This is a genomic window from Acinetobacter sp. (assembly GCF_036666595.1).
Lineage (GTDB): Bacteria > Pseudomonadota > Gammaproteobacteria > Pseudomonadales > Moraxellaceae > Acinetobacter.
In genome coordinates this window covers 55,591-80,494 of sequence record NZ_JAVWVO010000001.1, presented here as the reverse complement: position 1 = coordinate 80,494, position 24,904 = coordinate 55,591, and the positions used below count along the sequence as shown (strand labels likewise).

The window sequence follows — 24,904 nt, the reverse complement described above, 5'->3', positions numbered from 1 at the left end:
TTTATATATTTTTACCACATGATATAAAAATAGAGTATGGCCTATTTGATCATTTTTAGCACAGTTTTATTTTAATGTCGGGTGAGTCGAAAAGATATCTTCAGAAGATAAATAGAAACCAATGTACAGCCAGATTTAATGAAATGATTGCACATTTTATGATTTAAATATGCTACTCATATTTTTATGTACTTATTCAGAATATCGGCAGCGAAGACATTCTGAATAATCCACAGTTGCTGGTGCTATGAAACATCATAAATGGGTAAATAACAGATTCAGCGCCAGAGCAATTAATATGAGGCCCATCAATCGCTCAAACTGTTTTCCCATCTTTAAAAATTGCTGTCGAACGACGGGTCGAGAAAACAAAACAGCGACCAGCATGAACCAGAGTGCATTGACGATACACATCCATATCCCATAAGCAAATTGTACTTTCATCGGGGTTGTCGGACTGACGAGTGTGGTAAATATAGCCAGAAAAAAAATAGTCGCCTTGGGATTGAGTGCATTGGTCATAAAGCCTGTCATAAAAGCTTTGCTTTGACTCAAAGGCATATTGGCTGCTTCTTCAATCGAGGGATCGATATTGATAGAGGGAGCACGTAATAAACTCCAACCTAAATAAATTAAATATAGTGCGCCTGCGATTCTTAAAATAAGCATGAACCACGGACTTTGTTGAATAATAATGCCCACGCCTACAAGGGTATATAAAACATGAACTGAAATTCCTATACCAATGCTAATAGCTGTGATGCACCCAATTGCATGGCCATAGCGCACGCTATTTCTAACTGTAATGGCGAAGTCAGGGCCGGGTAAAAGGACCGCAAGAAAATGCACCAAAGCCAAAGCTAAAAATTCTGAACTATATTGCATCCACATATTATTGATGCTCATCCGAAACGCTATAGCTGACGGTTAACTTATCTTTTTTAAGTTTATAGCCTGTAATTTCGAGCGTTCCAATTTCAGATAAATTTTGGACATGGGTTCCACCACAAGCAAATGCAGGTAAAGTTCCAAAACGGACTTCACGGTAGCCATCAGCATTTTGCTGGGTCAGTCTGACGAGTTGGCTAGTAATATATTGATTGCATATCTGCTGTAAAGTTTCTAAATCTTTGTCTTCAGAATGATCTTGTCTGACAAATTGGACTTTGCATTCGTCTGGCCAGTGCTGTGCTTTGGTGGGTTGCCAGCCAAATGCTTGCATCACATGCCCGATTAAGTGGCCTGCTGAGTGTAGACGACTGTGATAGTGGCGTCGGTTGAGGTCAACTTGAGCCTGTGCCAGACCTAAAGTAATCGCGTGATTAGCATAATGAATAATTTGATCATCTTGCATAGCGACATGAAGCACATCTACACCATTGATTTTACCTAAGTCACTGGGTTGACCACCACCTTGCGGATGAAACGGTGTTTGGGCAAGCTGAATGGCAAATCGTCCATCTTCAGTGGAGTCACACTGTAAAACTTCTACCTCAGCTTGAGTAATGTCGGATAGATATAAAGCTTGAGTCATGATTATCTCTGTCAAAATTTCACAGAAAAGATTATATGAGGCCTAATTATTGATGATAATCTAGTAAAAAATTAAATTACTTTTTCCTCATGAGCACAAATCAAAGTATAGCTTTACTCCAAGAAATGGCTATTTTTGTCAAAGTTGTGGAGACAGGCAGTTTTTCAGAAACGGCTCGACAGCTTGGAAATACACCGTCCGCAGTGAGTAAAGCCATTAGCCGATTGGAACGGGCTTTAGGAACACGGCTACTCGAAAGAACAACACGAAAATTGCGTTTAAGTGAAAGTGGAAAACAAACTTATGATCATTGTTTAGAGATGGTCAGAGCTGCCCAAGCAGTGATTGAGCATTCAGGCAAATTCAATACTGAACCGAGTGGTACCGTTCGGATCAGTGTACCGAAGGCCGTAGGGCATTATTTGATTCATCCACATATACCCGAGTTTCTTGAACTCTATCCTCAAATAGATATTCAACTGCTGTTGGAAGATCGTTTCATAGACTTTATTGACGATGAAATTGACTTGGCCATACGTATCACTAATGAACCGCCTTTGGGCTTAAAGGGCCGACAGCTGATTCGCATTGACCATGTCTTAGTGGCGACAGCCGAGTATTTAAAAAAGAATGGAACACCTCAGCAACCGAGTGATTTAAGCCAACATCAATGTATTTATTTGGGTGAACAAGTCAGTGATTCAAAGTGGAAATTCCAAAAGGGTAATAAAACCACCAGTGTGACTGTAAAAGGACGATATTCGGCGAATCATACTGGTATCCGACTAGATGCGACTTTAAAGCATATGGGAGTCGCAAGTTTGCCTTATTTTATGGCGAGACATGCTTTGAATAACCAAGCACTGATCCAAGTATTACCAGATTGGCATTTCAAGACTTATTATAGTGGAGATGCTTGGTTGCTTTATCCACCCACACGCTATTTAGCTCCGAAAATAGAGGTCTTTATCCAGTTTATTGCGCAGAAACTGAGTCTAGAACCCGTCCTAAAAAGTGAAGAGACGCTTGCTTAATTTATTAAGATGGTATCATTCCAAGAACTTAGAGTATGACTAATACTCATGCTGGGCTAGAGAGATGATGAAGAGTAAACGTTGATGATGCAGGTTTAAAATAGCCTAAGCAAACTGTCGATATATAAGCCATAGTATATGTATCAAATGTACCGCATAATTTTAATGATTTAATGTTTAAGTCCTAGCGTTGAAAAGACTTTAAAATGAAATAAGCAATTTAATAAGAGATACGCAATGAAAAAACATCTACTTTATTCTTCTATCTTTGGCCTAAGCATCCCTGCTCTGGGCTATGCAAATACAACCAATATTCATGTTTTAAGCGCAACGGTAAAAGATCAAAATATTGCGAATGCACAAGTCATTTTACAAAAAAATGGTGAGCAGTCTGCATCAACTTCAACTAATGCAGATGGCCGAGCAACGGTGAACAGTAGCAGTGCGAATGGTGCAGAAAATTTATTGATTATCAAAAAATCAGGCTATTCAACACTGGTTGCAAAATGTCCCTGTGATGGTATGACCTATGCTTTAAGCCCTGTATTGAAAGACTTAAACAGTATGCGAATTGTTTTAAACTGGGGACAGAGTCCTTTAGATTTAGACTCGCATTTAAGCTATAAAAATCAACATGTATATTGGGACAATAAACAAGGGCAAGATGCCAATTTAGATGTCGATGACACAGACGCTTATGGTCCTGAAACTGTGACGATTGATAAACGTTTAGATGGACAATATTATGTTTATTCAGTCCATGATTATTCAGATCGCGCCAAACCCAATACTGCGAACCTGTCGAATAGCCAAGCTAAAGTTATGGTTTATGTAGGGGAGTCTTTGATTCGTTCTTACTATATTCCAACGGGTTTGACAGGGAACTTATGGACTGTGTTCCGCATTAGTCCAGAGGGCGAAATCCAAGATATTAACCGTATTTCGGGGACAACCATTGGGGCAAGCCAAGTGGGTTCAACTGTATCGAGTTATCAAAGCCAAGCGACGCAGCTGCATTATGTTCCTGTTTCAGCCAGTGCGCAGGCAAGGGCTAAAGCACTAAATTTGAAAGCGGATAAAGCGTATAAAAACAATCAATTTGAACAAGCTGCCCTGATTTATCAACAATCCATTGATTACAATCCAAACGTTGGACAAACCTATAGTAATCTTGCTGTTGCTTATCAAAAGCTGAATCGTTCATCTGAGGCATTATGGGCAAATCAAAAGGCGATTGCCTTAGCGTCTAATGACAATACCAAAGCGTATTCACATTACAACATTGGTAAAATTTATGAAAATAATCAGGACTATGCTCAAGCCAAACAACATTACCAATTAGCAAACCAATATAAACCAAGTGCGACTTACGATGAAGCAATTCAACGAGTGAGTCGCTAAGTCTATTAATAAAGGATTTGGATTATATTGAATGAATAAAAAAGCACCATCGGGTGCTTTTTTATAAATACAGATTGAACTGTTATCGATGTGTAGGTTTCAAAAGAGTAATCGATTATTTTGGTTCGGTAATCACCGATAACTTCTCTACGCCGACGCGTTCGATACTGGCTAAAAGTTTAGCCACAGTGCCATAAGGAACGGTTTCATCGGCATTTAAGTTTAATGCTAACTTGCTGTTGGCATTTTTACGCTGTGTAATTTCTTGCTCAAAATTTTCTAGCTTAACAGGGTCTTTATCTAAAAAGATTGCGCCATCCGGTTTTACACTAATCACCAGTGCTTTGTTTTGATCTGTAGATTGTGTTGGTGCAGCTTTGGGTAAGTTGACTTTTACGCTATTGGTTAATAAAGGTGCCGTGACGATAAACACGATCAATAACACCAACATCACATCGACCAGCGGGGTAATGTTAATGTCACTGACGACATCGTCATCTTGAGAAGTTGAAATTGCCATTTAAGCCAAAGCCTCCTTTTCTTGAGATGACAACTGATGCGTCGCCACTGGTTTTGCTGCAACATGCGCAGTTTGAGTTTGAGTTTTGGTTGGCAGTTGGAAACCTACTTTTTGAGTGAGGCTGACAAAGTCGGTTGCAAAGTCATCTAAATCTGCACCAATCCCTTTCACTTTACGGACAAAAAAGTTGTAGGCAAGCACAGCAGGTACAGCAACGGCAATACCAATTCCTGTTGCAACCAGTGCCTGACCAATTGGACCAGCAACCACATCCATGCTGGCACTGCCAGATTGCGCAATCGCTTGTAAGGCATGAATAATTCCAAACACGGTGCCAAATAAACCAATAAATGGGGCATTGTTCCCAATGGATGCGAGCACAGCTGAGCCTTTTTCGAGTTGACGACGTTCAGTAAGAATTTGCTTACGTAAGTGACGCTCTAACAAATCCTGACGACTCCAGGTTTGTTGTAAGTCTTGATGGGTTTTTTCATTGGCTTCAGTCAAGGTTTTAAAACCAGTTTGGGCAATACGTGCTGTCGGTCCCTGCGCATCTTCAGACTGGTTAATTGCATCTACCAAGTTCTGGGCTGACCAGAAACTATCGACAAAAAGTCTACTTTGTTTAGTGGCTTTTGAGGTTTGTACGGCTTTCACCACAATTAAAACCCAGGTTACGATCGAAAAACCGATCAATAACCAAATGGTTGCATCATGAATAATCGTATTAATATCAGACATATCGAGTTTTCCTAAGATAAAATTTTACAGTTTAATTGGGTAATTTGAAGTGAATCGGAACATCGACCCAACCTTCTACTGGCGTGTTGCCACGCAGTGCAGGTGAAAATTTCCAGCGCTTCACAGTTTTTACTGCTGCATCATCGAGTGCTTTTTTGCCGCTACTATTTTTCAGGTTGATTTCCAGAGGACTGCCTGTAGGTGAGACTTTCACACGTAACATCACAACGCCTTCCCAACCGCGGTCTAATGCCACCTCTGGGTATTCAGGTGCAGGATTACTTAAATAACCGGCATAACCTTTGGCTGCAGTCACGGGCAAGTTTTCTTGCGCAGGCTTAGTCACAGGTTCAGCGACTTTCTGGGTCGGTGCGACGTTTTCTGTGGGTTCAGCCTGCGGTACTGGTTGAACAACGGATTTAGCGACTGGTCTAGGCTGCTCAATCGGCTTCTGCTCGACAGGCTTCTGAATGGATTTTTCAACCATAGTTTTTTGTACAGGCTGAGGCTTTGCTGAAACAGGAGGAATGATCGGTTTTTGTATTTCCTGTTTAAGTTTAGGTTCAATTACCTTAGGCGGCTCTTCCTTGGGTTTTTCAATTACAATCGCGATTGGTTCAGGCTTTTTCACGACTAAGGGTGGTGTTGGAAGATGCTCTGCAAGATAAAAAATGCCGTAATGTAATGCCAGAACAGCACCAATCGCCCAAAAGATCTTATGGGTTTGAACAGGTTTTTCTGCTGCGACTGGACTTGCCAAATGGGCAACAAATGGATCTACAGCATGAAATACATTGGACTGAACATTTTGAAGTTGTTCAAACAAAATTGCCTTTTTATAAGGACTTCGACTGACTTCACTCATATCAGTAATGCACCATTCAATAAGATTTAATTTGTATTGCAGAATATTTTTTATTTCATTAATTAAATTGGATTAATTTGAATAAGGAAATATTCTTTCAATTCTAAGTTTTTAATTAATTCACAGATAAGTGAAATAATTTAGTTAAATGAGAGATTGAAAATATAATGAGTGATTTTTATAAAATAGAAAAAGAATTTTTTTAGATTAGTATTTTGATAAAAAGTGATAAAAGAATAATTAAAGATGGTGCCTTAGAATAATTATAGATAATTTATTTTATATTTTAGATATCTGCTTATGGTTAAGCTTGTATTTAATTTTTATTATGGAAGTAATTTTATATCTCTGCTAAATAAATCTATTTATATGCAATAAGACTGTCCGTATACAGGGCAGCCTTATTCTATTTAAAGCTAAGATTTTTAAAAATGGTGCAATAATGCTTAACTAAAGAATATTGGCCACTTTTAAAAAGTGCTCACGCGCTCTAATACGTTCGATCCATGCTTTTAAGTGTGTATGATCATGCTGGCGCTCAACATCTAAATTGAACCAGTGATTGAGCGCTAAAGCCAAAGGAATATCCGCAACGCCAAAATGAGAGCCAGACAAATAGGGCTGTTTAGCCAACTCAGCATTGGCAATATCCAAGATCTTTTCTAGTTTTTCTGCCGCGACTTTGACCGCAGCCAAATCTCTTTTGTCTTCAGGCTGTCGAACCAAATTAAAGAACACGATTCCAAACACAGGCAGGACGGTGGTGGTGTACCAGTCTATCCATTTTTCTGCGCTAAAGCGTAATTTCGGGTCTTCAATCCACAATGTATTTTTTCCATAAACTTCAGTCAAATAACGCAAAATGGTGTTGGATTCCCACAAAACCGTGTCACCGTCTTGAATGACAGGAATCAAACCATTGGGATTGAGCGCTAAAAATTCAGCAGTATCAATCACACCATACTGTTGTCCCGCAGGAATATGTTTAAATTGAAGTCCAAGTTCCGCTGCTAGCCAAAGTACTTTGTGTACATTTAAAGAGTTGGGTCTACCCCAAATGGTGATGCTCATATATTTTCTCTAAGATTTGGAATGTGAAGATGCCGTACTTTGGTGAAATCCAGTATTTAAGCAATCGCCATTCTGAATAGTCAAAATGGCTTAGGCGATATTGAAATTTCACCAAAAGCATTCAGCTTTAAATAATTTTAGAAACGGTAATTAACACGTCCGTAGTAATAGCCACCATAGAGTCCAAAAGGCGAAAGCTGGGCATAGTAGTTTTCACCTAAGCCGTCGACAATGTTGGATTTTTCAGGGTAGGTGTTGAACACGTTATCTGCACCTAAAGTCAAGGACAGACTGTCTGTGAGGTTATATGTCGCATCTAAATCTACAATCCATTTGGCTTCAAAAGTCTGGTCTGTCGCAGCTGTCTCGCTGCGTGCAATGTAACTGCCATAACGGGATAAACGGGTATTTAAATCCAGTTTTGCGTATTGCCAATTCGCAGCCAACGTGAATTTGGTTTTCGGATCTGCATCGGTGATCATACCTTTGGTACGACGGGTGATACGATCAATATTGATACCATCTAACTGACTTGGATTATCTGCAATCGCTGTAATATCGGTTTCATTCCAGTTGAAGCCTAAGCTCCAGCGGATACGACCATATTTGTTTAACTGTTGAGTATAGTCCGCAACAACATCGACCCCATTAGTTTCTGTATCAAATAAGTTGGCATAGTAGGTGACATAGTTAACGTTAGAAAAACCGTTTGCCGCCAAGATGTTATTGATACCCGTTCCTGTAAGTCCCGCCGTGGATGCAATACGATCTTTCAGTTCAATCCGATAAGCATCGACCGCAAGGTTAAAGTTCTTGAATGGGCTATAGGTTAAACCCAGAGAAAAGTTCGTCGATTCGGTAGGATCAAGTGCCTCTGCACCGAGAGCTTGACCTAGTGCCGAGTCGGTACGTGCCGATTTACTATATACATCTGAGCGAACACCGTTATTTACTGTACTCACAATACCCGTACTGGCAAAACCTTGTTGATATAACGAGGGTGCAATAAAGCCTGTGCTGGCTGTTCCACGTACCGCCAGTTGAGGATTGAACTCATAACGGCTGTTAATTTTACCGTTAAAGGTATCGCCTGAACTGTCATCATAATGCTCAAAACGACCCGCTAAACCCACAAACCAGTTGTCAGTCACATCTAAACCTAAGTCTAAATAGGCAGCGGTGTTACTCCGGCTAATATCGGCTTCATCTTCAGGTAAGAGCACACGAGCACCAAAGGTTCCAACAGTTGCAGGTAAGCCTGCATTATCACCTGTAGGAATAATATAACCGCCATTTTTATAGGCTAAAGGATCGGTGGCTTTAGAAGACCAACCTTCTTTACGATAGTCGAGGCCCCACGCAACACTCAGTGGATTGGCACCAAAACCAACATCGAAAGTTTTCTTCAGGTCAAGGTTGCTGACCCATTGATAAGCATCGTATTTTTGTAAGCCAAATGACGTTGGGCTAGACGGTCCAAGAGATGGATTTAGGTTATTTTGGGTAGAGTGGTTTTGAGTATTTTTACCATATGAGCTACTCACATCCCATGCCCAGCCGAGCACATTATCGCCTTTTAGTCCCCAAACGGTTTGTACATCCGTTTCACTTAAAATGACATCAGGTGTCGTACCATTTGGAAAGATTTCAACAATACCCGATCTGGAGTTTGGACGACGGTAGGATGCACCAGTCGCAGCATCGCGCCAGCCTGCGGTGGTGTAGCTATACAGGGTGGCTGCATCGCTTAGCGGAAGTTCAGCATTTGCAGAGACATTAAACTGTTCAACCGAAGGTAGACCTAATTTATTTAAATTACGATCTACCGTGGCTTCACGTGGGTCATCTTGACCATTTACTTTTGAATAAATATTGCCTGAAACAGCCCCTGCACGGGTCGTAGCATCTTGATTTTTCAGGTCAAAACCAAAATTGATAAAACCATCTTGGCCTAGAGGTGCACCAACGTTGGCATTCAGTTGGAAGGTTTCTCCATTTCGGTCAGTGCCTGAATAATGCTCTCGACCACCATAGGTGGCACTAATATTGCCGCCATTATCAGCAGATTTGAGCACGATGTTGATCACCCCAGCAATGGCATCGGAACCATATTGGGCTGCTGCACCATCACGTAAAACTTCAACTCGCGCAATAGCACCAATTGGAATCAGATCTAAATCCGCGGCTTGGTAGCCTTCGCCAAAGCCGTATTTGTTAATTGCCAAAGCACCGACATGACGACGTTTCCCATTCACTAGCACGAGCGTATGCCCACCACCCAAACCACGTAAACCCGCAGAACGGGCTACAGCTCCGTAACCATCGGGTTGGCTAGGCACGGTAGCCACGCTAAAAGAGGGAATCACTTTTGCCAAAATATCTCTTAAAGCGAGGGTATTGCCTTGTTTGACGAGTTGTTCGCCACTAATCACGTCTACGGGTGCAGGGCTTTCAGTGATGGTACGAATACCACCACGATTGCCTACCACGACTACGCTTTCGAGTTGTTGAACATCTTCTTTTTCAACGGATGTCACGGTTTTTTGTTGAAGCTCTTCAGCGTAGATTGAGCCGGTAATTCCGCAAGTTAATGCAAAAAAAATGGATTGATGAAGGAGTGATATTTTAAAACCCAGCTTTTCAGGCTGGGGCTGTATTAACTTGGTGTGCAGCATTATATTTTCCAATGATGATGTAATTTGTAGAGGTTTAATTAAAACAATAATCTGATGAGTGTTTCGACTCTGGTAGTCAATATATCGATTGTTTTTTTATTGTTAAATATTAAATAATCATTTAAATATCAGTTTTGAGTAAATATGTTTATATTGAAATATTAATAAGTTTTTCTTTATTTTTAATAACATTTTAATCTATTTATGAAAAATTATATTTTCACTTTTTTATATAACTTTAAGTTTATTTAATATTTAATTTTTAAAAGCTAAATCCGTTTAATAGGTTCCAACTTTATATCTTTTGGAAAATAGAAAATGGGGCTGAATTACAAATTAAGCATATTGGATAAATGTCCAAGAGCCGAAGGCATCAGCGCAGAACAGTCATTTAAAAATGCATTGCAGATTGCTCAAACGGCAGAAGCTTTAGGCTTTTATCGTTACTGGGTGGCTGAGCACCATTCCACGGCTTTGTTATCCAGTCCATCACCTGAAATTTTGATTGCATGGTTATTGGCACAGACTAAAAGCATTCGAATTGGCTCGGGTGGGGTGATGTTGCAGCACTATAGCCCTTATAAAGTTGCGGAAAATTTTAATGTTTTAGCAAGTCTGGCACATGACCGCGTGGACTTGGGCGTAGGCAAAGCACCTGGTGGTTTTCCTGTTTCAACGCAGGCATTACAACTTGGGTTAGACCAAACACAAAAGGGCAACTTTAAAGCGCAGCTACAGGCATTAGATCATTATTTACATGCAAAGTTAGATCGAAATCAGCCTGATCAGGTTGCTGCAACACCAATACCTCAGCAAAGTACAGAAAAGTTCTTATTGGGGGCAAGTATTGAAAGCGCTCGACTTGCGGCAGATTTAGGCTGGAACTTCGTATTTGCTGCACATCTGAATGGTGATGCCGCCTTACTTCAAGATACGTTGCAAACCTACTCAAGCTATTCAGCAGGGAAACAGGCCATTGTTGCAGCACAAATTATTGTGGCAGATAGCCCTGATCAAGCAGAAGAACTAGCAGCAGGGCTATCCGTTTGGACCTTAGAACTTGAGAATGGTCAACGGGTAAAAATCCCGAATGAACAAAGCGGACAGGAGTTTTCGCGACAAGCTCAATCTCCAATTAAAAGCCTCAAAAAAGAGCAACTGAATATTATTAAAGGTACTGCCGATGACATTCATCAGCAATTACACGCTTTGCATCAACAATTTGGTATCCATGAGTTTATTGTTGAATCGCCACTGTTGGATCATGCAACGCGTCTGAAATCTCTAACTTTACTGGCACAGCATGCTGTGCTTGCAGCCTGAGTTGGGGAAACTAATGTCAAATAGACCATTACTGGAACAGCAGTTGCTGAGTTGGAGACATGAATTACATCGTCATCCAGAATTATCAGGTCAAGAGTTTCAAACCACCGACAAATTAAAACAATGGTTGTCTGAATACGGCATCGAAACCTCAACTTGGGGCTTAAAAACAGGACTGATTGCGGATATTGGCACTGGTCATCCAATTGTTGCTATTCGAGCAGACATCGATGCATTACCCATTCATGAAGAGATCGAGCAAGACTTTCGTTCAACTCAAAATGGGGTAATGCACGCTTGTGGACATGATTTACATAGCTCGACCATTTTAGGTGCTGCGATTTTACTTAAAGCGCAAGTGTCTGAATTAAAAGGTACGGTACGCGTTATTTTTCAGCCCGCTGAAGAAACCTATAGTGGTGCTTATGAGGTAATCAATAGTGGCGCCTTGGAAGATGTATCCGCCATTTTCGGTTTTCACAATGTTCCCGAGTTACCTCTGGGCACTTTTGCAACTCGCGCTGGTGCATTTTATGCCAACGTCGACCGATTCAAAATTGTGATTAAAGGCAAGGGCGGTCACGCAGGTCGACCGCATGAAACCAAAGATCCAATCGTTGTGGCAGCGCAGTTGATTAGTGCTGTGCAAACCATTGCCAGCCGCAGCATTAATAATTTAGACACCTGTGTAGTCAGTATTACCCAAGTACATGCGGGCACAAGTTGGAACATTCTGCCAGAAGAAGCTCGCGTAGAGGGCACGGTACGAACCCATTCTCCTGAGGTGCGTCTAGCTGTTGAAGAAAAACTTAAACAAATTGCACAGGGTCTTGCACTTGCCCACTCAGTTGAGATTGCTGTGGATTGGGACAATGGACCCGCTGCATTAATCAACACTGCGACATGGACTGAACTGAGCCAAAGCGTTGCGCGTGCACAAGGTTATGAGGTGCAAGAGGCACCGCTTTATTTGATTGGTGAAGACTTTGGCGCCTATTTAGAGCAGATCCCAGGTGCCTTTGTCAGTATCGGTAGTGCCAGTTCCTTCGGACTGCACCATCCCCAATATCAACCCAATGAATCCTTAATTTATCCAGCTGCTCAGTACTTTGCTGCCTTAGCAACACAAGCACTTGAGTCTATTCATAAAAACGCAGAGGTCTAACATGAGTAATAACAAACAAATTCGCCTTGGAACTATCTTACACGGTGCAAACGGAAATATGTCTGCATGGCGCCATCCTGAAGCAGTAGTCGATGCCAGTATTAATTTTGAGTTTGCCAAAAACGTAGCACTTCAGGCTGAACGGGCAAAGTTTGATTTTGTCTTTGTGGCTGATGGTCTATATATCAATGAAAAATCGATTCCTCATTTTCTCAACCGTTTTGAACCGATTACGTTGCTTTCAGCCTTAGCCAGTGTGACGCAAAATATTGGTTTGGTGGGTACGGTGTCGACCTCGTATAGCGAGCCTTTTACGATTGCGCGTCAGTTTGCCAGTCTGGATCACCTAAGTGGTGGTCGTGCCGGATGGAATGTCGTAACGACACCACTTGAAGGTACTGCAAAAAATCATACTCGCAAGCAGCATCCTGAGCACAGCCAACGTTATGAAATTGCAGATGAATATTTGCAAGTCGCAAAAGGGCTTTGGGACTCGTGGGGTGAAGGTGCTTTTGTTCGCAATAAAGAAACAGGGCAATTTTTTGAACGCAATAAATTACATACTTTAAATCACAAAGGTAAACATTTTGAAGTAGCAGGTCCACTCAATGTGGAGCGTTCGCCACAAGACCGTCCGATTTTGTTCCAAGCTGGAGCATCAGGTGCGGGTCGTGCATTAGCCGCGAAACATGCCGATGCCATTTTTACCCATCAAGCCTCTTTGGAAGAAGCACAAGCGTTTTACTTAGATGTGAAACAACAAGTGATTAAGAATGGTCGTGACGCAGATGATTTGCTGATTTTCCAAGGCATTGGAGTTTTGATCGGAGATTCTGTGGAAGACGTAGAGCGTCAATATCTTGAAACAGCAGCACTGGTGACGATAGACGACGCGCTGAATTATTTAGGCCGTTTCTTTGAGCATCATGATTTTTCTCAATATGAACTCGATGCACCTTTTCCAGAACTGGGCACACTGGGTGAGAATAGCTTTAAAAGTGGTACTGATGAAATTAAACGCAAAGCCAAAGCAGAGAATTTAACTTTGCGTCAGGTCGCACTGCAAGCGGCAACTCCGCGTCCACCTTTTGCTGGAACGGTAGAAGAAGTGGCAGATCAGTTAGAACTGTGGGTAAAAGAAGAAGCGACAGATGGCTTCATTATTGCGGGTGCAACCCCTAAAACTTTAGATACCTTTATTGAAAAAGTTGTGCCATTGCTGCAACAACGTGGGCTATATCGCACTGAATATCCAGACACCACTTTACGCGCTAGTTTTGGTTTAAAGCGACCAGAAAATCAATTTGAACCATCAGAAAAGGAACACCTTCATGCGGTTGAATAAAACGCCTTTGGCGATTACTTTGGCACTGTTGGTTGGTGTTTCTCTGGTTGGATGCAGCAAAGAACAGGCATCTAATCAAACAGCTAGCTCAACAGCCGAGTCTACAAAATCGACCGATAAAACCGATTTTTATAGCCGTGAGCTTGCAAAATTAAAAGAGAATATGACGCCGATTCATGTTGCTCAAAATGCAGAAGCCAGTCAAAAAATTCCAAAAGATTTTAAGTTTGTAAATGCAGGTTATTTAACGGTTGCTGCGATTTCAGGCGCACCGCCTTTAAGTGTATTGGGACCCGATAATCAAACCTATATTGGAACTGAAATTGATATTGCCCGTTTGATTGCAGACAGTTTGGGCTTAAAGCTGAAACTGGTTCGTACCTCGTGGGAAGACTGGCCGCTCGGTGTGATCAGCGGCAAATATGATGCCGCGATTGCCAATGTCACTGTGACCAAAGAGCGTAAGGAGAAATTCGACTTTGCGACCTATCGCCAAGACGTATTGGCTTTTTATGTCTCAGAGAAAAGCAAAGTCAAAGCGATCAAAGGTCCCGATGATATTTCAGGTTTAAAAGTGATTGTCGGTTCTGGCACCAATCAGGAAAAAGTGCTGTTGGACTGGATTGAGGACAACAAAAAGAAAGGGCTGCCACCGGGACAGGCACTTTATTACGATGATGGTGCATCCGCAAGTTTGGCGCTTCAGTCTGGGCGTGTTGATGCTTTATTTGGCCCTAATGTCGCTTACGCATGGCAAGCGGCAAATGGTGCAAAAATCCGTTTGGCAGGCACAGCACTCGGTGGTGGAACAAGACCTGCCGAATTGGGGGTCACGCTGAAAAAAGGCGGCGGCTTGGCCGATGCGGTACAGACCGCTTTAAATGGAGTAATTCAAACAGGCGAGTATCAAAAAGTCTTAGCGCGTTGGGGGGCACAGGCAGAAGCGATTCAGCATTCTGTAATCAACCCGCCGGGGTTGGGAGACTAAAATGTACAAGGTCCAGACAGCGGTGGTTTTTGGTCTGACACTGGCGGCTTTAAGTGTGACGGGTTGCTATAACCATGAGAGAGCAACTCATACGCAAGAAAATCGTTTGAAAACTGAGTTTTCGGAAAAAGAGCAACAGACCTTAAGACATAACATGGTGGCTATTCATAGTACTAAAAATGTAGAGGCAATTGCTCAATTGCAGCAAGGTTTTAAGTTTGTAAATGATGGCTATTTTACTGTTGCTGTGGGGACCAACAGTTTTCCACCCCTCCATGTTTTGGCGGAAGATAACCAGACCCGTATTGGCAGTGAAATTGATATTGCACAGTTAATTGCTGACAGTTTAGGTCTCAAACTTCAAGTGATTCCAAGCTCGTGGGAAAACTGGCCGCTCGGTTTGGCATCGGGGAAATTCGATGCTGTACTCAGCAATATTGCGGTCACAGAACAGCGTAAGCAGAAATACGACTTTGCGACTTATCGTCAAGACAGGTTGGCTTTTTATGTAACCAAAGACAGCAAAATTCAATCGATTAAAACGCCTGATGATATTGCGGGACTCAAAATCGTGGTCGGTTCTGGCACCAATCAGGAAAGACTACTGTTGAACTGGATTGAAAATAATCAGCAAAAAGGACTGAACCCAGCACAGCCCATTTATTTAGAAGACGGTGCAGCTGCGGCTTTGGCATTGCAGTCTGGTCGTGTCGATGCCTACCTCATTCCTAATGTGATGGGGGTGTGGCAACAAGCCAATGGTGCCGATATTAAAGCAGTGGGCACCTTAGATGGGACATGGTCCGTTGCAGTTGCCGTCAAAAAAGGCACAGGTCTGGTGAATGCCATTCAAACATCTATAAATGGTGTCATTGCGAATGGGAAATATAGCCAAGCTCTATCACGTTGGAATTTACAAAATCAAGGAATTCCACAATCAGTGATTAACCCACTGATTCAGGATAAATAAGAGGTCGTTATGCAAGAAAAATTTATCCAAATACCCGTTGATGTGCCCGAGGCACAGCCTTTACTGGATCAGTTATTTGCTGAATATGAAGAAATTTACGGTGATTTTTTTGCGCGTCAAGATGCACAAGTGATTTATGAACGTAAAAAAGCTACACATCGAGAACGCTATGAAGGCGCGGAAGACTTTTTACCGCCGCATGGATTATTCGTCGTGCTGAAACGTGATGATGAAGTCATTGCAATGGGTGCGTATAAACGCTATGACGCAGAAACCGCAGAGTTGAAACGGATTTGGTCACATCGGAACTTACGTAAACAGGGACTGGCTGCAAAAATAGTCAAAGAACTAGAACGAAGTGCGCTCGCTGCGGGGTATCGCAAAATTTTTCTCACCACGGGGTTTAAGCAAATTCCAGCAGTGAAATTGTATTTGAGTCTAGGCTATGAACCGCAGTTTGAACTTACTCCAGATTTTAATTTTGATCGATACATTGGTGCGCCTTTACACGGTGGACTTCCTTTTAGAAAGACTTTATTGCAAAAGGAGGTCGCATGAGTTTAGAGCACTATAAAATCGTTCCAGCACGTCATCCACTGCGTTACATTGGTGTCGCATTTTCGATATTAATTATTGCAGTGGTTGCTGAGTCGATTTTTTCTAACAAAAATTGGGGCTGGCCTGTTTTTAGACAGTGGTTCTTTGATCCTGCGATTCTTCAGGGCCTGTTGATGACACTGAAACTGACCTTTTGGTCAATCGTGTTTAGTTTAATTTTGGGCACCATTGTGGCGATGATGAGACTGTCTTCATCTTGGTTGATTCGCTCATTGGCATGGGTGTATATCTGGATGTTCAGATCATTACCACTGCTATTGGTGTTGATTATTCTCTATAACTTTTCTTATTTATATGAATATATCAATGTTGGGGTGCCTTTTACCGACACGGTCTTTGCCCAGTTTAAAACCATCAATGCACTGGATCAGTTCTCAACAGCTTTGGTGGGTTTGGTGATTGTACAAAGTGCTTATACTGCGGAAGTTATCCGTGGTGGGATTTTGTCAGTCGATCATGGTCAATTTGAAGCAGCGGCAGCATTAGGTCTGTCATGGTGGCGCCGTACAACACGCATTATTTTACCGCAATCGATTCGCAGTATTATCCCCGCGATTATCAATGAATGTGTGGGCTTATCTAAAGGCACATCGATTGTGTATGTTTTGGCAATGCCTGAACTCTTTTACACGGTACAAATGATCTATAACCGCAACCAAGAAGTGATTCCGTTGTTGATGGTTGCCGCCGTTTGGTACGTAATCGTCACCAGTGTATTTTCCATCGTGCAATGGTATATCGAAAAAATATTGGCGAAAGGCGAGCGGAAATCAGCCATTAATAGCTTTGTTTTTTTCAAGAAAGCGCAGCCACACACAACTCAGCCACGTATAGGAGCCAGCTATGATCATTAATCAATCGGTGCAGCCTGCAAATGGTCATATTCAAGTGAGCCATGTATTTAAAAATTATGCAGGACATGCGGCATTACAGGATATTAGCCTTGATATTCCTGCGGGATCTGTAACAGTAATTATTGGTCCATCTGGGTCGGGTAAATCAACTTTACTACGCACTATTAATCATTTAGAACGTGTGGATGCAGGATTTATTCAAATTGATGATGAGTTTATCGGCTATCGGAAAAAAGGCGATAAACTTTATGAATTAAAAGAACGAGATATTTTAAAACAACGTAAATCGGTGGGTTATGTATTTCAGAATTTTAATTTATTTCCACATTTAAATGTTTTGCAAAATATTATTGAAGCACCTTTAGCGCATAAAAAACTCAGCAAAGATCAAGCCATTTTAAAAGCCAATCAATTATTGGGTTTAGTGGGGCTAAGAGATAAGGTTGAAGCATGGCCTAAACAACTTTCTGGTGGTCAGCAGCAGCGCGTTGCGATTGCTAGAGCTTTAGCCTTAGACCCTAAAGTGATCTTATTTGATGAACCTACCTCCGCTTTAGATCCTGAGTTGGTAGGGGAAGTCTTGAATGTAATCAAAAGCTTGGCGAAATTAGGTAAAACCATGGTGATTGTAACGCATGAAATTGCTTTTGCACGAGAAGTTGCCGACCATGTGGTGTTTATGGATCAGGGCCGAATTATTGAACAAGGAACAGTTCAACAGGTTCTGGAACATCCTAAAGAAGAGCGTACTCAAAACTTTTTATCTCGGGTTTTATAAATTTGAGTCTTATTTTTTAATGATATCTATTTTAGTTTTATATATTAAAATCGTTGGTAAATGATAAAACTAACGATTTTTTATAAGTTTAATTTTGTTGATAAGGTATGATTAAATCCATATAAATAGAATAAATTTCATCCTTTATAATCATTTTAAATTTATTTTTAATAGTGATTAAAATGAGCAGATTAATTTATTTGGATTATGCCGCAACAACACCCATCCTTCCTGAAATTTCTCAAGCAATGATTCGATGTTTATCTGTAGAAGGTGATTTTGGAAACCCTGCCTCACAATCGCATCATTATGGTTGGGACGCTGCAAAACATATCACCACATCTAGACAACATGTTGCTGATTTAATCCACGCCAATCCGCAAGAAATTATTTGGACTTCAGGTGCGACAGAATCGAATAACCTCGCGATCAAAGGAACTTTAGATCGTTATAAAAATCAAAATAAACACATTATTACCAGCAAAATAGAGCATAAGGCCGTTTTAGATACCTGTGCAGAGCTAGAAAGCCTCGGTTTTCAGGTCACTTACTTACAGCCTGAATTAGGTACAGGGGTGATTCGTCCAGAGCAGGTTAAACAAGCCATTCAACCCAATACGGTTTTAATTTCACTGATGATGGTGAATAACGAAATTGGCACATTAACTGATATTCAAGCGATTGGTCATATTGCACATCAGCATCAAATTTTATTTCATGTCGATGCTGCTCAAGCTGCGGGGAAAAAAGCCATTGATGTTCAGGCGATGCAGATTGATTTACTTAGTTTATCTGCCCACAAAATCTATGGACCCAAAGGCATTGGTGCGCTCTATGTTCGTCAAGACATTCAAAAACACATCAAGACTCAAATTCATGGTGGTGGGCATGAGCAAGGCTTACGTTCGGGAACTTTAGCCACACATCAAATTGTGGGCATGGGAGAAGCGTGCCGACTGGCTAAATTAGCCTTAAGAGATGAACAAAAGCGGATTCAACATCTAAGGAATAAGCTATTGCAAGGATTACAGGCTTTGACACCTGTGAATTTAAATGGCCATGCTACACAGCATGTCGCAAATTATTTAAATGTGAGTTTTTTAGGCGAACGAGCCAATTCTATTATTGCAGCGATTAAACAGGTTGCCGCAGTTTCAAGTGGCTCGGCTTGTAATTCGCATCATGCCGTGCCGTCGCATGTATTAAATGCTTTAGGATTGAGTGAAAATTTAGCATCAAACGCGGTACGTTTTAGTTTTGGAGCTTATACGACAGAAGAGCATATAGAAATTCTACTTAATAAATTAGACAGAGTTTTGCAGACAAATCTCAAAACGGATAAGCTATCTTTTGTTTAAATTCTAAAGTGCATTTTGCAAAGTACTAGGTGATTAGAATCTTTTAATGCTCATAGACTTTAGTCGCCTTTATAAATACAAAAATTAATAACATATGTAAATAATGCGTATACTCGTTAGATGGTTTAATTTTTAGATTTATAAAATATAAATAAAATTGATAGAGACTAAATTTAATTCTTCGTATGACTTATATGTTCTATCTTAGGATAGATTATTTAAGTGAAGTATTCAGAATAATTCAATTGCATATAATATCAAAATAACTTTTATAGTAGATTTCTCAATGGTAATTGAAGATGCTTTTGTATAGTGTGACTTTTAAATATTTAAATTAATTTAATGTGATTTTGTTTGCAATATAAGCCATAAAAAAATTAAGCCTTTATATTTTTAATTTACATAAATAAACAATATAAAGGCTTATTGAGACTGTTTATTAAAAATATGAGGTAATGAATTTTTATTTAAAAATAGATTTTTTAAAGAATCTCAAGATATTGTATTTTAACAATATATTATTAATTGTTTTAAATACCTAAAAAATATATGATTTTAATAAAATTTAAATTTAATGTTAAAGGATCTTAATAGTGGTTTAGTTTTTATAAAATAATTTTATACAGGTGTATTTTAAAAAATAATAAAGTGGTGTAAAAATACTGAAAGGGAAGGACCCAGAGATTGAGTTATATTTAAATTATGGAAACTTTAATTAAAAATGAAAAGAGCGGAAATAACTCACTTGGAATCAAACTCTATTTTAGCCTATTTAAAGCACAAAGGATCAACTGCCGAAAAAAGAACGCATGGTATCTGTATTTTTAAGAGTTCTGGTCTTTGGCACTCATCTTTATATTTAAGTCTAGCTTTATTGCTTCCAGCGACATTCGCAAGTGCAAACACAGAGCAACCATCTTCAGTTAAAAGTAAAATCAGTCAAATATGGCAGTCTAAACCTGACGATCAAGCGAATACGATTAAAATTGATGATTTTAATCGTTTATTCACCAATACATCGTCAGTCCAAGAGTTACCAAAAATAAGTGCAGCAGTGATGACTGGTATGCCAAGTCGTAGTGTAAGGTCTGTCGCTGTAGCAAAAAGAAGCCAACTGGATTTTTTAGATGCGATTCGGCAGGCATTGCAACGTCGTCCTGAAATTACTCAAGGCATTGCGGAAGTTGCTCAGCAGCAAGCAAATATTGATACAGTCAAATCACAGTATTTTCCTCAAATTTCAGGAGGATTCAATACTGGCGACTTTACGACAGGAGAGCGTGGCCAACAAGTTTTTAGCATTTCAGCGACACAAATGCTGTATGACTTCGGCAAAATTAAAAGTGCTGTGACGGTAGAGCAAGCGAAACTGATGCAAGATCAGGCGCAGTTATTGCTTGAAATAGATGATATTTCATACCAAGTGGCGAATGCGATTGTGAACATCAAACGCTATGAAGAGCTCGTAAAAATTGCAGATCAGCAAATTAGTGGTATTGGTCGTATCACCGAAATTGCGAGGTTGCGTGCACAAGCTGGTATCAGTAGCCAAGCAGACCCAATTCAAGCACAATCAAATTTAGAAGCTGCACAATCGACCAAGGTGGTTCAGGAAGCACAATTACATCAGTACCAACAAAAACTAAGAACTTTATTGGGTTACGACGTTTCAAATGTAAATGTAAATATGCCAAGTTTTTTAGTTGAAAAAGCAGGGTTATACGATGAAATTGATTTTAATAACGTTTCAAAAATGATGGCAGCGCAAACGGCAGTTCAGATTGCGAAATTTCAGAAGCAACAAACCAAATTAAATGTCTATCCAACGTTAAATATTAAAGGAAGTTTGAGTCAGGCGGTAAATGGTCGTAATCCAAATAATAACGAAGATGATGGTTTTTATAATTCAATCATGCTTGAAGCTTCAAGCACCTTTTTTCAAGGTGGCGCAATTAGTGCGAGAAACCGCGCTGCTAGCTATGCAGAAGAAGCGGCTAAAGCACAAGTGAGTACCGTTTATTTAGATGTATTGGATCAAACTCGTTTGATTCAGACAGAAGTGGAAAGTAAGCAAAAGCAAATGGTGGTGCTTGCTCAACGACGTGAAACCACCAAACGAACTAAAGAACTCTATCAAGAACAATATAAATTAGGAACACGAACTGTTGTTGACTTACTCAATGCAGAACAAGCAATACATGGCGCAGCTCAGGAAATTGAGGCTGCGCGCTATGATATTTATGCGGCACTGATTCGATACATTGAAATTACTGGACGTAGTAGAGCGGTTTATCAATTAAATAATACGCCTATTCAGGGGTTTGAGGTGGTGTCATGAGCAGTTCATTGAATTACCAACCATGGCTAAAAGCAGTGCTTCGTATTGCAAAGCATTATCGTATCGAAACATCAGAAGAACAACTTCGTTTGCAACTCAACTGGAATCAAAGTGATTCTATCACGGAGACTCTGACACTCATGACCCGTCAACTGGGGATGAGTCTACGTCAAGTACCATTCAGTCAAGATTTACTCAACCCATGGTTGTTACCAGTCGTTGTCGAGTTATCAGATGGACAAGTCGCTGTAATTGAAAAAGCAGATTCAGATGGCAATATCAGCATCCAGTTCAGTGCTGACGAAGGGCTTACACAAACCTATACCATTACGAAACTACAAGAACATATTCGCTTTGTTTATATCATTCGACCTGAAAAATCGGTGAGTGATATACGGGTTGATGAATACATCAAGCCTTATGAAGCCAGTTGGTTTTGGGGCATCGTATTACAAGACTGGAAACGTTATATCGACATTATGTTTGCCTCTTTAATGGCGAATATCCTTGCATTAGCAGCCGTCGTATTTTCTATGAATGTCTATGACCGTGTCATTCCAGCACAGTCAATTCCAACGTTGTGGGTACTGGCAGGTGGGGTATTAATTGCAGCAATTTTTGAGTTTTCGATACGCGTTGCACGGGTTTTTTTATCCGACATTATTGGTAAAAGAGCAGATTTAAAAATATCGGATCGGGTCTTTGGTCATGCTTTACGCATTAAAAATAAAGAACGCTCAAAATCTACAGGGACATTTATTTCTCAAATTAGAGAATTAGAAGGGGTTCGTGAACTAGTCACTTCAACCACCATTTCAGCAATTGCCGACTTACCTTTTTTCTTAATGTTTTTGGTTATTTTTTGGCTCATTGGCGGCAATCTGTTTTGGGTCATGCTTGTGGTAGTCCCCCTGATGATTTTACCAGGTTTGCTGATTCAAAAGCCTTTAGCAAAATTGGCTAAAGAAGGTATGCGTGAGGGTGCGATTCGTAATGCCATGCTCGTTGAAGTGGTACAGGGTATTGAAGACATTAAACTGCTGAGAGCTGAGTCAAGGTTTCAAAATCAATGGAACCGAATGAATGAAATTTCTGCGGATATTTCTATGCGTCAGAGAAAGTTGGTGGGGGTGTTGAATGCATGGACACAGAAGATTCAAGGGTTGACCTTTGCAGTTGTGGTGTTAGTGGGCTGTTTTGCGGTCATGGAAGGTGAAATGACAACGGGAGCATTGGTGGCCTGTTCAATGTTGTCTTCTCGCATGCTTGGACCTATAGCCCAAATCACAGGTGTACTGGGACGTTTCCAACAGGCAAAAGTTGCAAAAACAGGTCTAGATGAACTGATGAAACGTACGGTTGATCAACCCGATCGGGCGCATTTAATTCATCGTCCTGTGATCAATGGTAGCTATGAGTTAACAGATGTAGGCTTTAAATATAGCGATGAAGATGCAAAACCAAACTTACACATTGCTAAATTGGTCATTAAACATAGTGAGAAAATTGCAATTCTTGGACGAAATGGTGCAGGTAAATCGACCCTTTTGCAGTTGTTATCGGGGATGCAAGAACCTACACAAGGCAAAATTAAACTTGATGGGCTTGAATTAAGACTGATTGATCCTGCAGATGTAAGACGAGATATGGGTTTGCTCAATCAAAATGCGCATCTCTTTTTTGGCACAGTGAGAGAGAATTTGACGCTGGGTGCACCCTTGGCCAGTGATCAAGAAATTTTAAATGTCTTAAAAATTACAGGCGCACTCGATTTTATCCAAGCTAAAAAGGAAGGGCTCGATTTTCAAATTTTAGAAGGCGGTACTGGGTTTTCAGGTGGACAACGTCAGGCCTTGTTAATGGCACGCTTGTTGATTTGTCAGCCGAATATTTTACTGCTCGATGAACCGACGTCATTTTTAGATGAAGTCACAGAAAAACAATTAATTGATCATTTGAAACAATGGTTAAGACCAAAAACTATGATTATTGCGACTCATCGTCGTGCGGTTTTAGAACTTGTCGATCGAATTATTGTGGTGAACGACGGAAAGATTGTAATGGATGGGCCACGAGATCAGATTTTAAATCAATCAAAACAACAAAAAACTGCTGAGGTGCTGAAGTCATGAGTCAAAGGGAGTCTGTTAAAAAAAGCGTTTCTGCTCTCAACTTTCAACCGCCTTTACCGAGTGTTAGCAAGTTCATCTGGATGATTTGCATTGGATTACTCGTTTTGCTGGCTTGGGCATGGTTTTTTGAATTAGAAGAAGTCTCTACGGGTACAGGTAAGGTCATTCCATCCTCCAAAGAACAATCGATTCAGTCTTTAGAAGGCGGCATATTAACCAAGCTGTATGTCAGTGAAGGGGAAATTGTAAAGCAAGGGCAAGTTCTAGCACAGTTGGATCCAACGCGTTTTGCTTCAAATGTAGGTGAGTCAGAGTCACTCTTAATTGCGTCAAAAGCGACTGCGGCACGACTTCGTGCGGAGGTCAACGCTACTCCCTTGGTGTTTCCAGAAGATGTGCTAAAAATACCTAAGTTAGTCAGTGAAGAAACTGCATTATATCAATCTCGCCGTTCAAATTTAAATGATTCGGTATCTGGTTTAAGTCAGGCTTTGGTTTTGGTGGAACAGGAGCTTGCGATGACAGAACCCCTTGTCGCAAAAGGGGCAGCCAGTGAAGTAGAGGTGCTTCGTTTGAAACGAGAGGCCAATGACCTTCGAAATCAGATGAATGATATTCGCAATCAATATTATGTGAAAGCACGGGAAGAATTGGCCAAAGCCAATATTGATATTGAAACTCAAGCACAGGTGATCAAAGGCAAAACGGATACCTTACAGCGCACTGTTTTTAAGTCACCTGTACGGGGCATTGTCAAAGAAATTGATGTCATGACCATTGGTGGGGTCATTCCACAAAATGGAAAGTTGATGACCATCGTTCCTTTAGATGAACAGCTTTTAATTGAGGCCCGCATATCGCCACGCGATATTGCTTTTATTCGACCAGATCAAGATGCTTTGGTGAAAGTGACTGCCTATGATTATTCAATTTATGGCGGTTTGCATGGAAAAGTGACGGTCATTTCACCAGATACAATACGAGATGAAGTCAAACAAGATCAGTTCTATTACCGTGCTTATATCCGTACAGACTCTGACAAACTCATCAATAAGCAGGGTAAACAATTTAACATTACACCAGGTATGGTGGCAGTCGTGGATATTAAAACGGGGCATAAGACTGTGTTGGACTATTTAATAAAACCGTTTAACAAAGCCAAAGAAGCACTGCGTGAACGCTAATATCCGTCCA

21 protein-coding genes are annotated in these 24,904 nt (G+C 40.6%); 14 read left to right on the top strand and 7 right to left on the bottom strand.

Features of this window, described 5'->3' with window-relative positions; translation table 11 throughout:
• Positions 1-255: 255 nt before the first annotated feature.
• Positions 256-891 (bottom strand): LysE family translocator, encoded by a 636-nt coding sequence (locus tag RR876_RS00375; protein ID WP_332477159.1) that lies wholly within the window; start codon positions 889-891, stop codon positions 256-258.
• A gap of 1 nt (position 892) precedes the next feature.
• Positions 893-1,534: an alanyl-tRNA editing protein gene (locus RR876_RS00370; RefSeq protein WP_332477108.1), complete on the bottom strand. Its 642-nt coding sequence runs from the start codon at positions 1,532-1,534 to the stop codon at positions 893-895.
• An 89-nt stretch (positions 1,535-1,623) separates the two neighbouring features.
• On the opposite strand from RR876_RS00370, the gene RR876_RS00365 reads away from it, so the two are divergent.
• The gene (locus RR876_RS00365) at positions 1,624-2,568 is read left to right on the top strand and encodes a LysR family transcriptional regulator (RefSeq protein WP_332477109.1); all 945 of its coding nucleotides are present in this window, start codon (positions 1,624-1,626) and stop codon (positions 2,566-2,568) included.
• A gap of 237 nt (positions 2,569-2,805) precedes the next feature.
• Positions 2,806-3,969 carry a hypothetical protein gene (locus RR876_RS00360; protein WP_332477110.1) on the top strand — a complete coding sequence of 388 codons (1,164 nt, stop codon included), beginning with the start codon at positions 2,806-2,808 and terminating at the stop codon, positions 3,967-3,969.
• 115 nt (positions 3,970-4,084) lie between these two features.
• Here the strand turns inward: RR876_RS00360 and RR876_RS00355 are convergent, their stop codons facing one another.
• The 5 genes from RR876_RS00355 to RR876_RS00335 form a co-directional block, all read right to left on the bottom strand.
• Entirely contained in the window at positions 4,085-4,489 is a 405-nt protein-coding gene (locus RR876_RS00355) for a biopolymer transporter ExbD (RefSeq protein WP_332477111.1), read from the bottom strand.
• Positions 4,490-5,230 (bottom strand): MotA/TolQ/ExbB proton channel family protein, encoded by a 741-nt coding sequence (locus RR876_RS00350; RefSeq protein ID WP_332477112.1) that lies wholly within the window; start codon positions 5,228-5,230, stop codon positions 4,490-4,492.
• A gap of 31 nt (positions 5,231-5,261) precedes the next feature.
• Complete coding sequence (locus RR876_RS00345; RefSeq protein ID WP_332477113.1) at positions 5,262-6,095, bottom strand: energy transducer TonB; 834 nt, start codon at positions 6,093-6,095, stop codon at positions 5,262-5,264.
• A gap of 450 nt (positions 6,096-6,545) precedes the next feature.
• Positions 6,546-7,166 (bottom strand): glutathione S-transferase family protein, encoded by a 621-nt coding sequence (locus RR876_RS00340; RefSeq protein ID WP_332477114.1) that lies wholly within the window; start codon positions 7,164-7,166, stop codon positions 6,546-6,548.
• A 137-nt stretch (positions 7,167-7,303) separates the two neighbouring features.
• Complete coding sequence (locus tag RR876_RS00335; RefSeq protein ID WP_332477115.1) at positions 7,304-9,841, bottom strand: TonB-dependent receptor; 2,538 nt, start codon at positions 9,839-9,841, stop codon at positions 7,304-7,306.
• Between the two features lie 318 nt (positions 9,842-10,159).
• Here RR876_RS00335 and RR876_RS00330 point away from each other — a divergent pair, with 318 nt between their 5' ends.
• From RR876_RS00330 to RR876_RS00275, 12 genes are all read left to right on the top strand, one after another.
• Positions 10,160-11,164, top strand: coding sequence for an MsnO8 family LLM class oxidoreductase (locus RR876_RS00330; RefSeq protein WP_332477116.1), 1,005 nt, complete (start codon positions 10,160-10,162; stop codon positions 11,162-11,164).
• 13 nt (positions 11,165-11,177) lie between these two features.
• Complete coding sequence (locus tag RR876_RS00325) at positions 11,178-12,329, top strand: amidohydrolase (RefSeq protein ID WP_332477117.1); 1,152 nt, start codon at positions 11,178-11,180, stop codon at positions 12,327-12,329.
• 1 nt (position 12,330) lies between these two features.
• Entirely contained in the window at positions 12,331-13,674 is a 1,344-nt protein-coding gene (locus RR876_RS00320) for an LLM class flavin-dependent oxidoreductase (RefSeq protein ID WP_332477118.1), read from the top strand.
• Complete coding sequence (locus RR876_RS00315) at positions 13,661-14,662, top strand: ABC transporter substrate-binding protein (RefSeq protein ID WP_332477119.1); 1,002 nt, start codon at positions 13,661-13,663, stop codon at positions 14,660-14,662. The genes RR876_RS00320 and RR876_RS00315 overlap by 14 nt, the downstream gene beginning before the upstream one ends.
• Before the next feature lies 1 nt (position 14,663).
• The gene (locus RR876_RS00310; protein WP_332477120.1) at positions 14,664-15,632 is read left to right on the top strand and encodes an ABC transporter substrate-binding protein; all 969 of its coding nucleotides are present in this window, start codon (positions 14,664-14,666) and stop codon (positions 15,630-15,632) included.
• A 9-nt stretch (positions 15,633-15,641) separates the two neighbouring features.
• On the top strand, positions 15,642-16,190 hold the full coding sequence (locus tag RR876_RS00305) for a GNAT family N-acetyltransferase (protein WP_332477121.1): 549 nt from the start codon (positions 15,642-15,644) through the stop codon (positions 16,188-16,190).
• A complete protein-coding gene (locus RR876_RS00300) occupies positions 16,187-17,104 on the top strand; it encodes an amino acid ABC transporter permease (protein WP_332477122.1) in 918 nt (305 codons plus the stop codon). The genes RR876_RS00305 and RR876_RS00300 overlap by 4 nt, the downstream gene beginning before the upstream one ends.
• Positions 17,094-17,882 (top strand): amino acid ABC transporter ATP-binding protein, encoded by a 789-nt coding sequence (locus tag RR876_RS00295; protein WP_332477123.1) that lies wholly within the window; start codon positions 17,094-17,096, stop codon positions 17,880-17,882. The genes RR876_RS00300 and RR876_RS00295 overlap by 11 nt, the downstream gene beginning before the upstream one ends.
• 182 nt (positions 17,883-18,064) lie before the next feature.
• Positions 18,065-19,240, top strand: coding sequence for an aminotransferase class V-fold PLP-dependent enzyme (locus RR876_RS00290; protein ID WP_332477124.1), 1,176 nt, complete (start codon positions 18,065-18,067; stop codon positions 19,238-19,240).
• A 721-nt stretch (positions 19,241-19,961) separates the two neighbouring features.
• Positions 19,962-21,578, top strand: a complete 1,617-nt coding sequence (locus tag RR876_RS00285) for a TolC family protein (RefSeq protein WP_332477125.1) — start codon at positions 19,962-19,964, stop codon at positions 21,576-21,578.
• Positions 21,575-23,710, top strand: coding sequence for a type I secretion system permease/ATPase (locus RR876_RS00280; RefSeq protein ID WP_332477126.1), 2,136 nt, complete (start codon positions 21,575-21,577; stop codon positions 23,708-23,710). The genes RR876_RS00285 and RR876_RS00280 overlap by 4 nt, the downstream gene beginning before the upstream one ends.
• On the top strand, positions 23,707-24,894 hold the full coding sequence (locus tag RR876_RS00275) for an HlyD family efflux transporter periplasmic adaptor subunit (protein WP_332477127.1): 1,188 nt from the start codon (positions 23,707-23,709) through the stop codon (positions 24,892-24,894). Before RR876_RS00280 ends, RR876_RS00275 begins: the two co-directional genes overlap by 4 nt.
• The last annotated feature ends 10 nt before the right edge of the window (positions 24,895-24,904 follow it).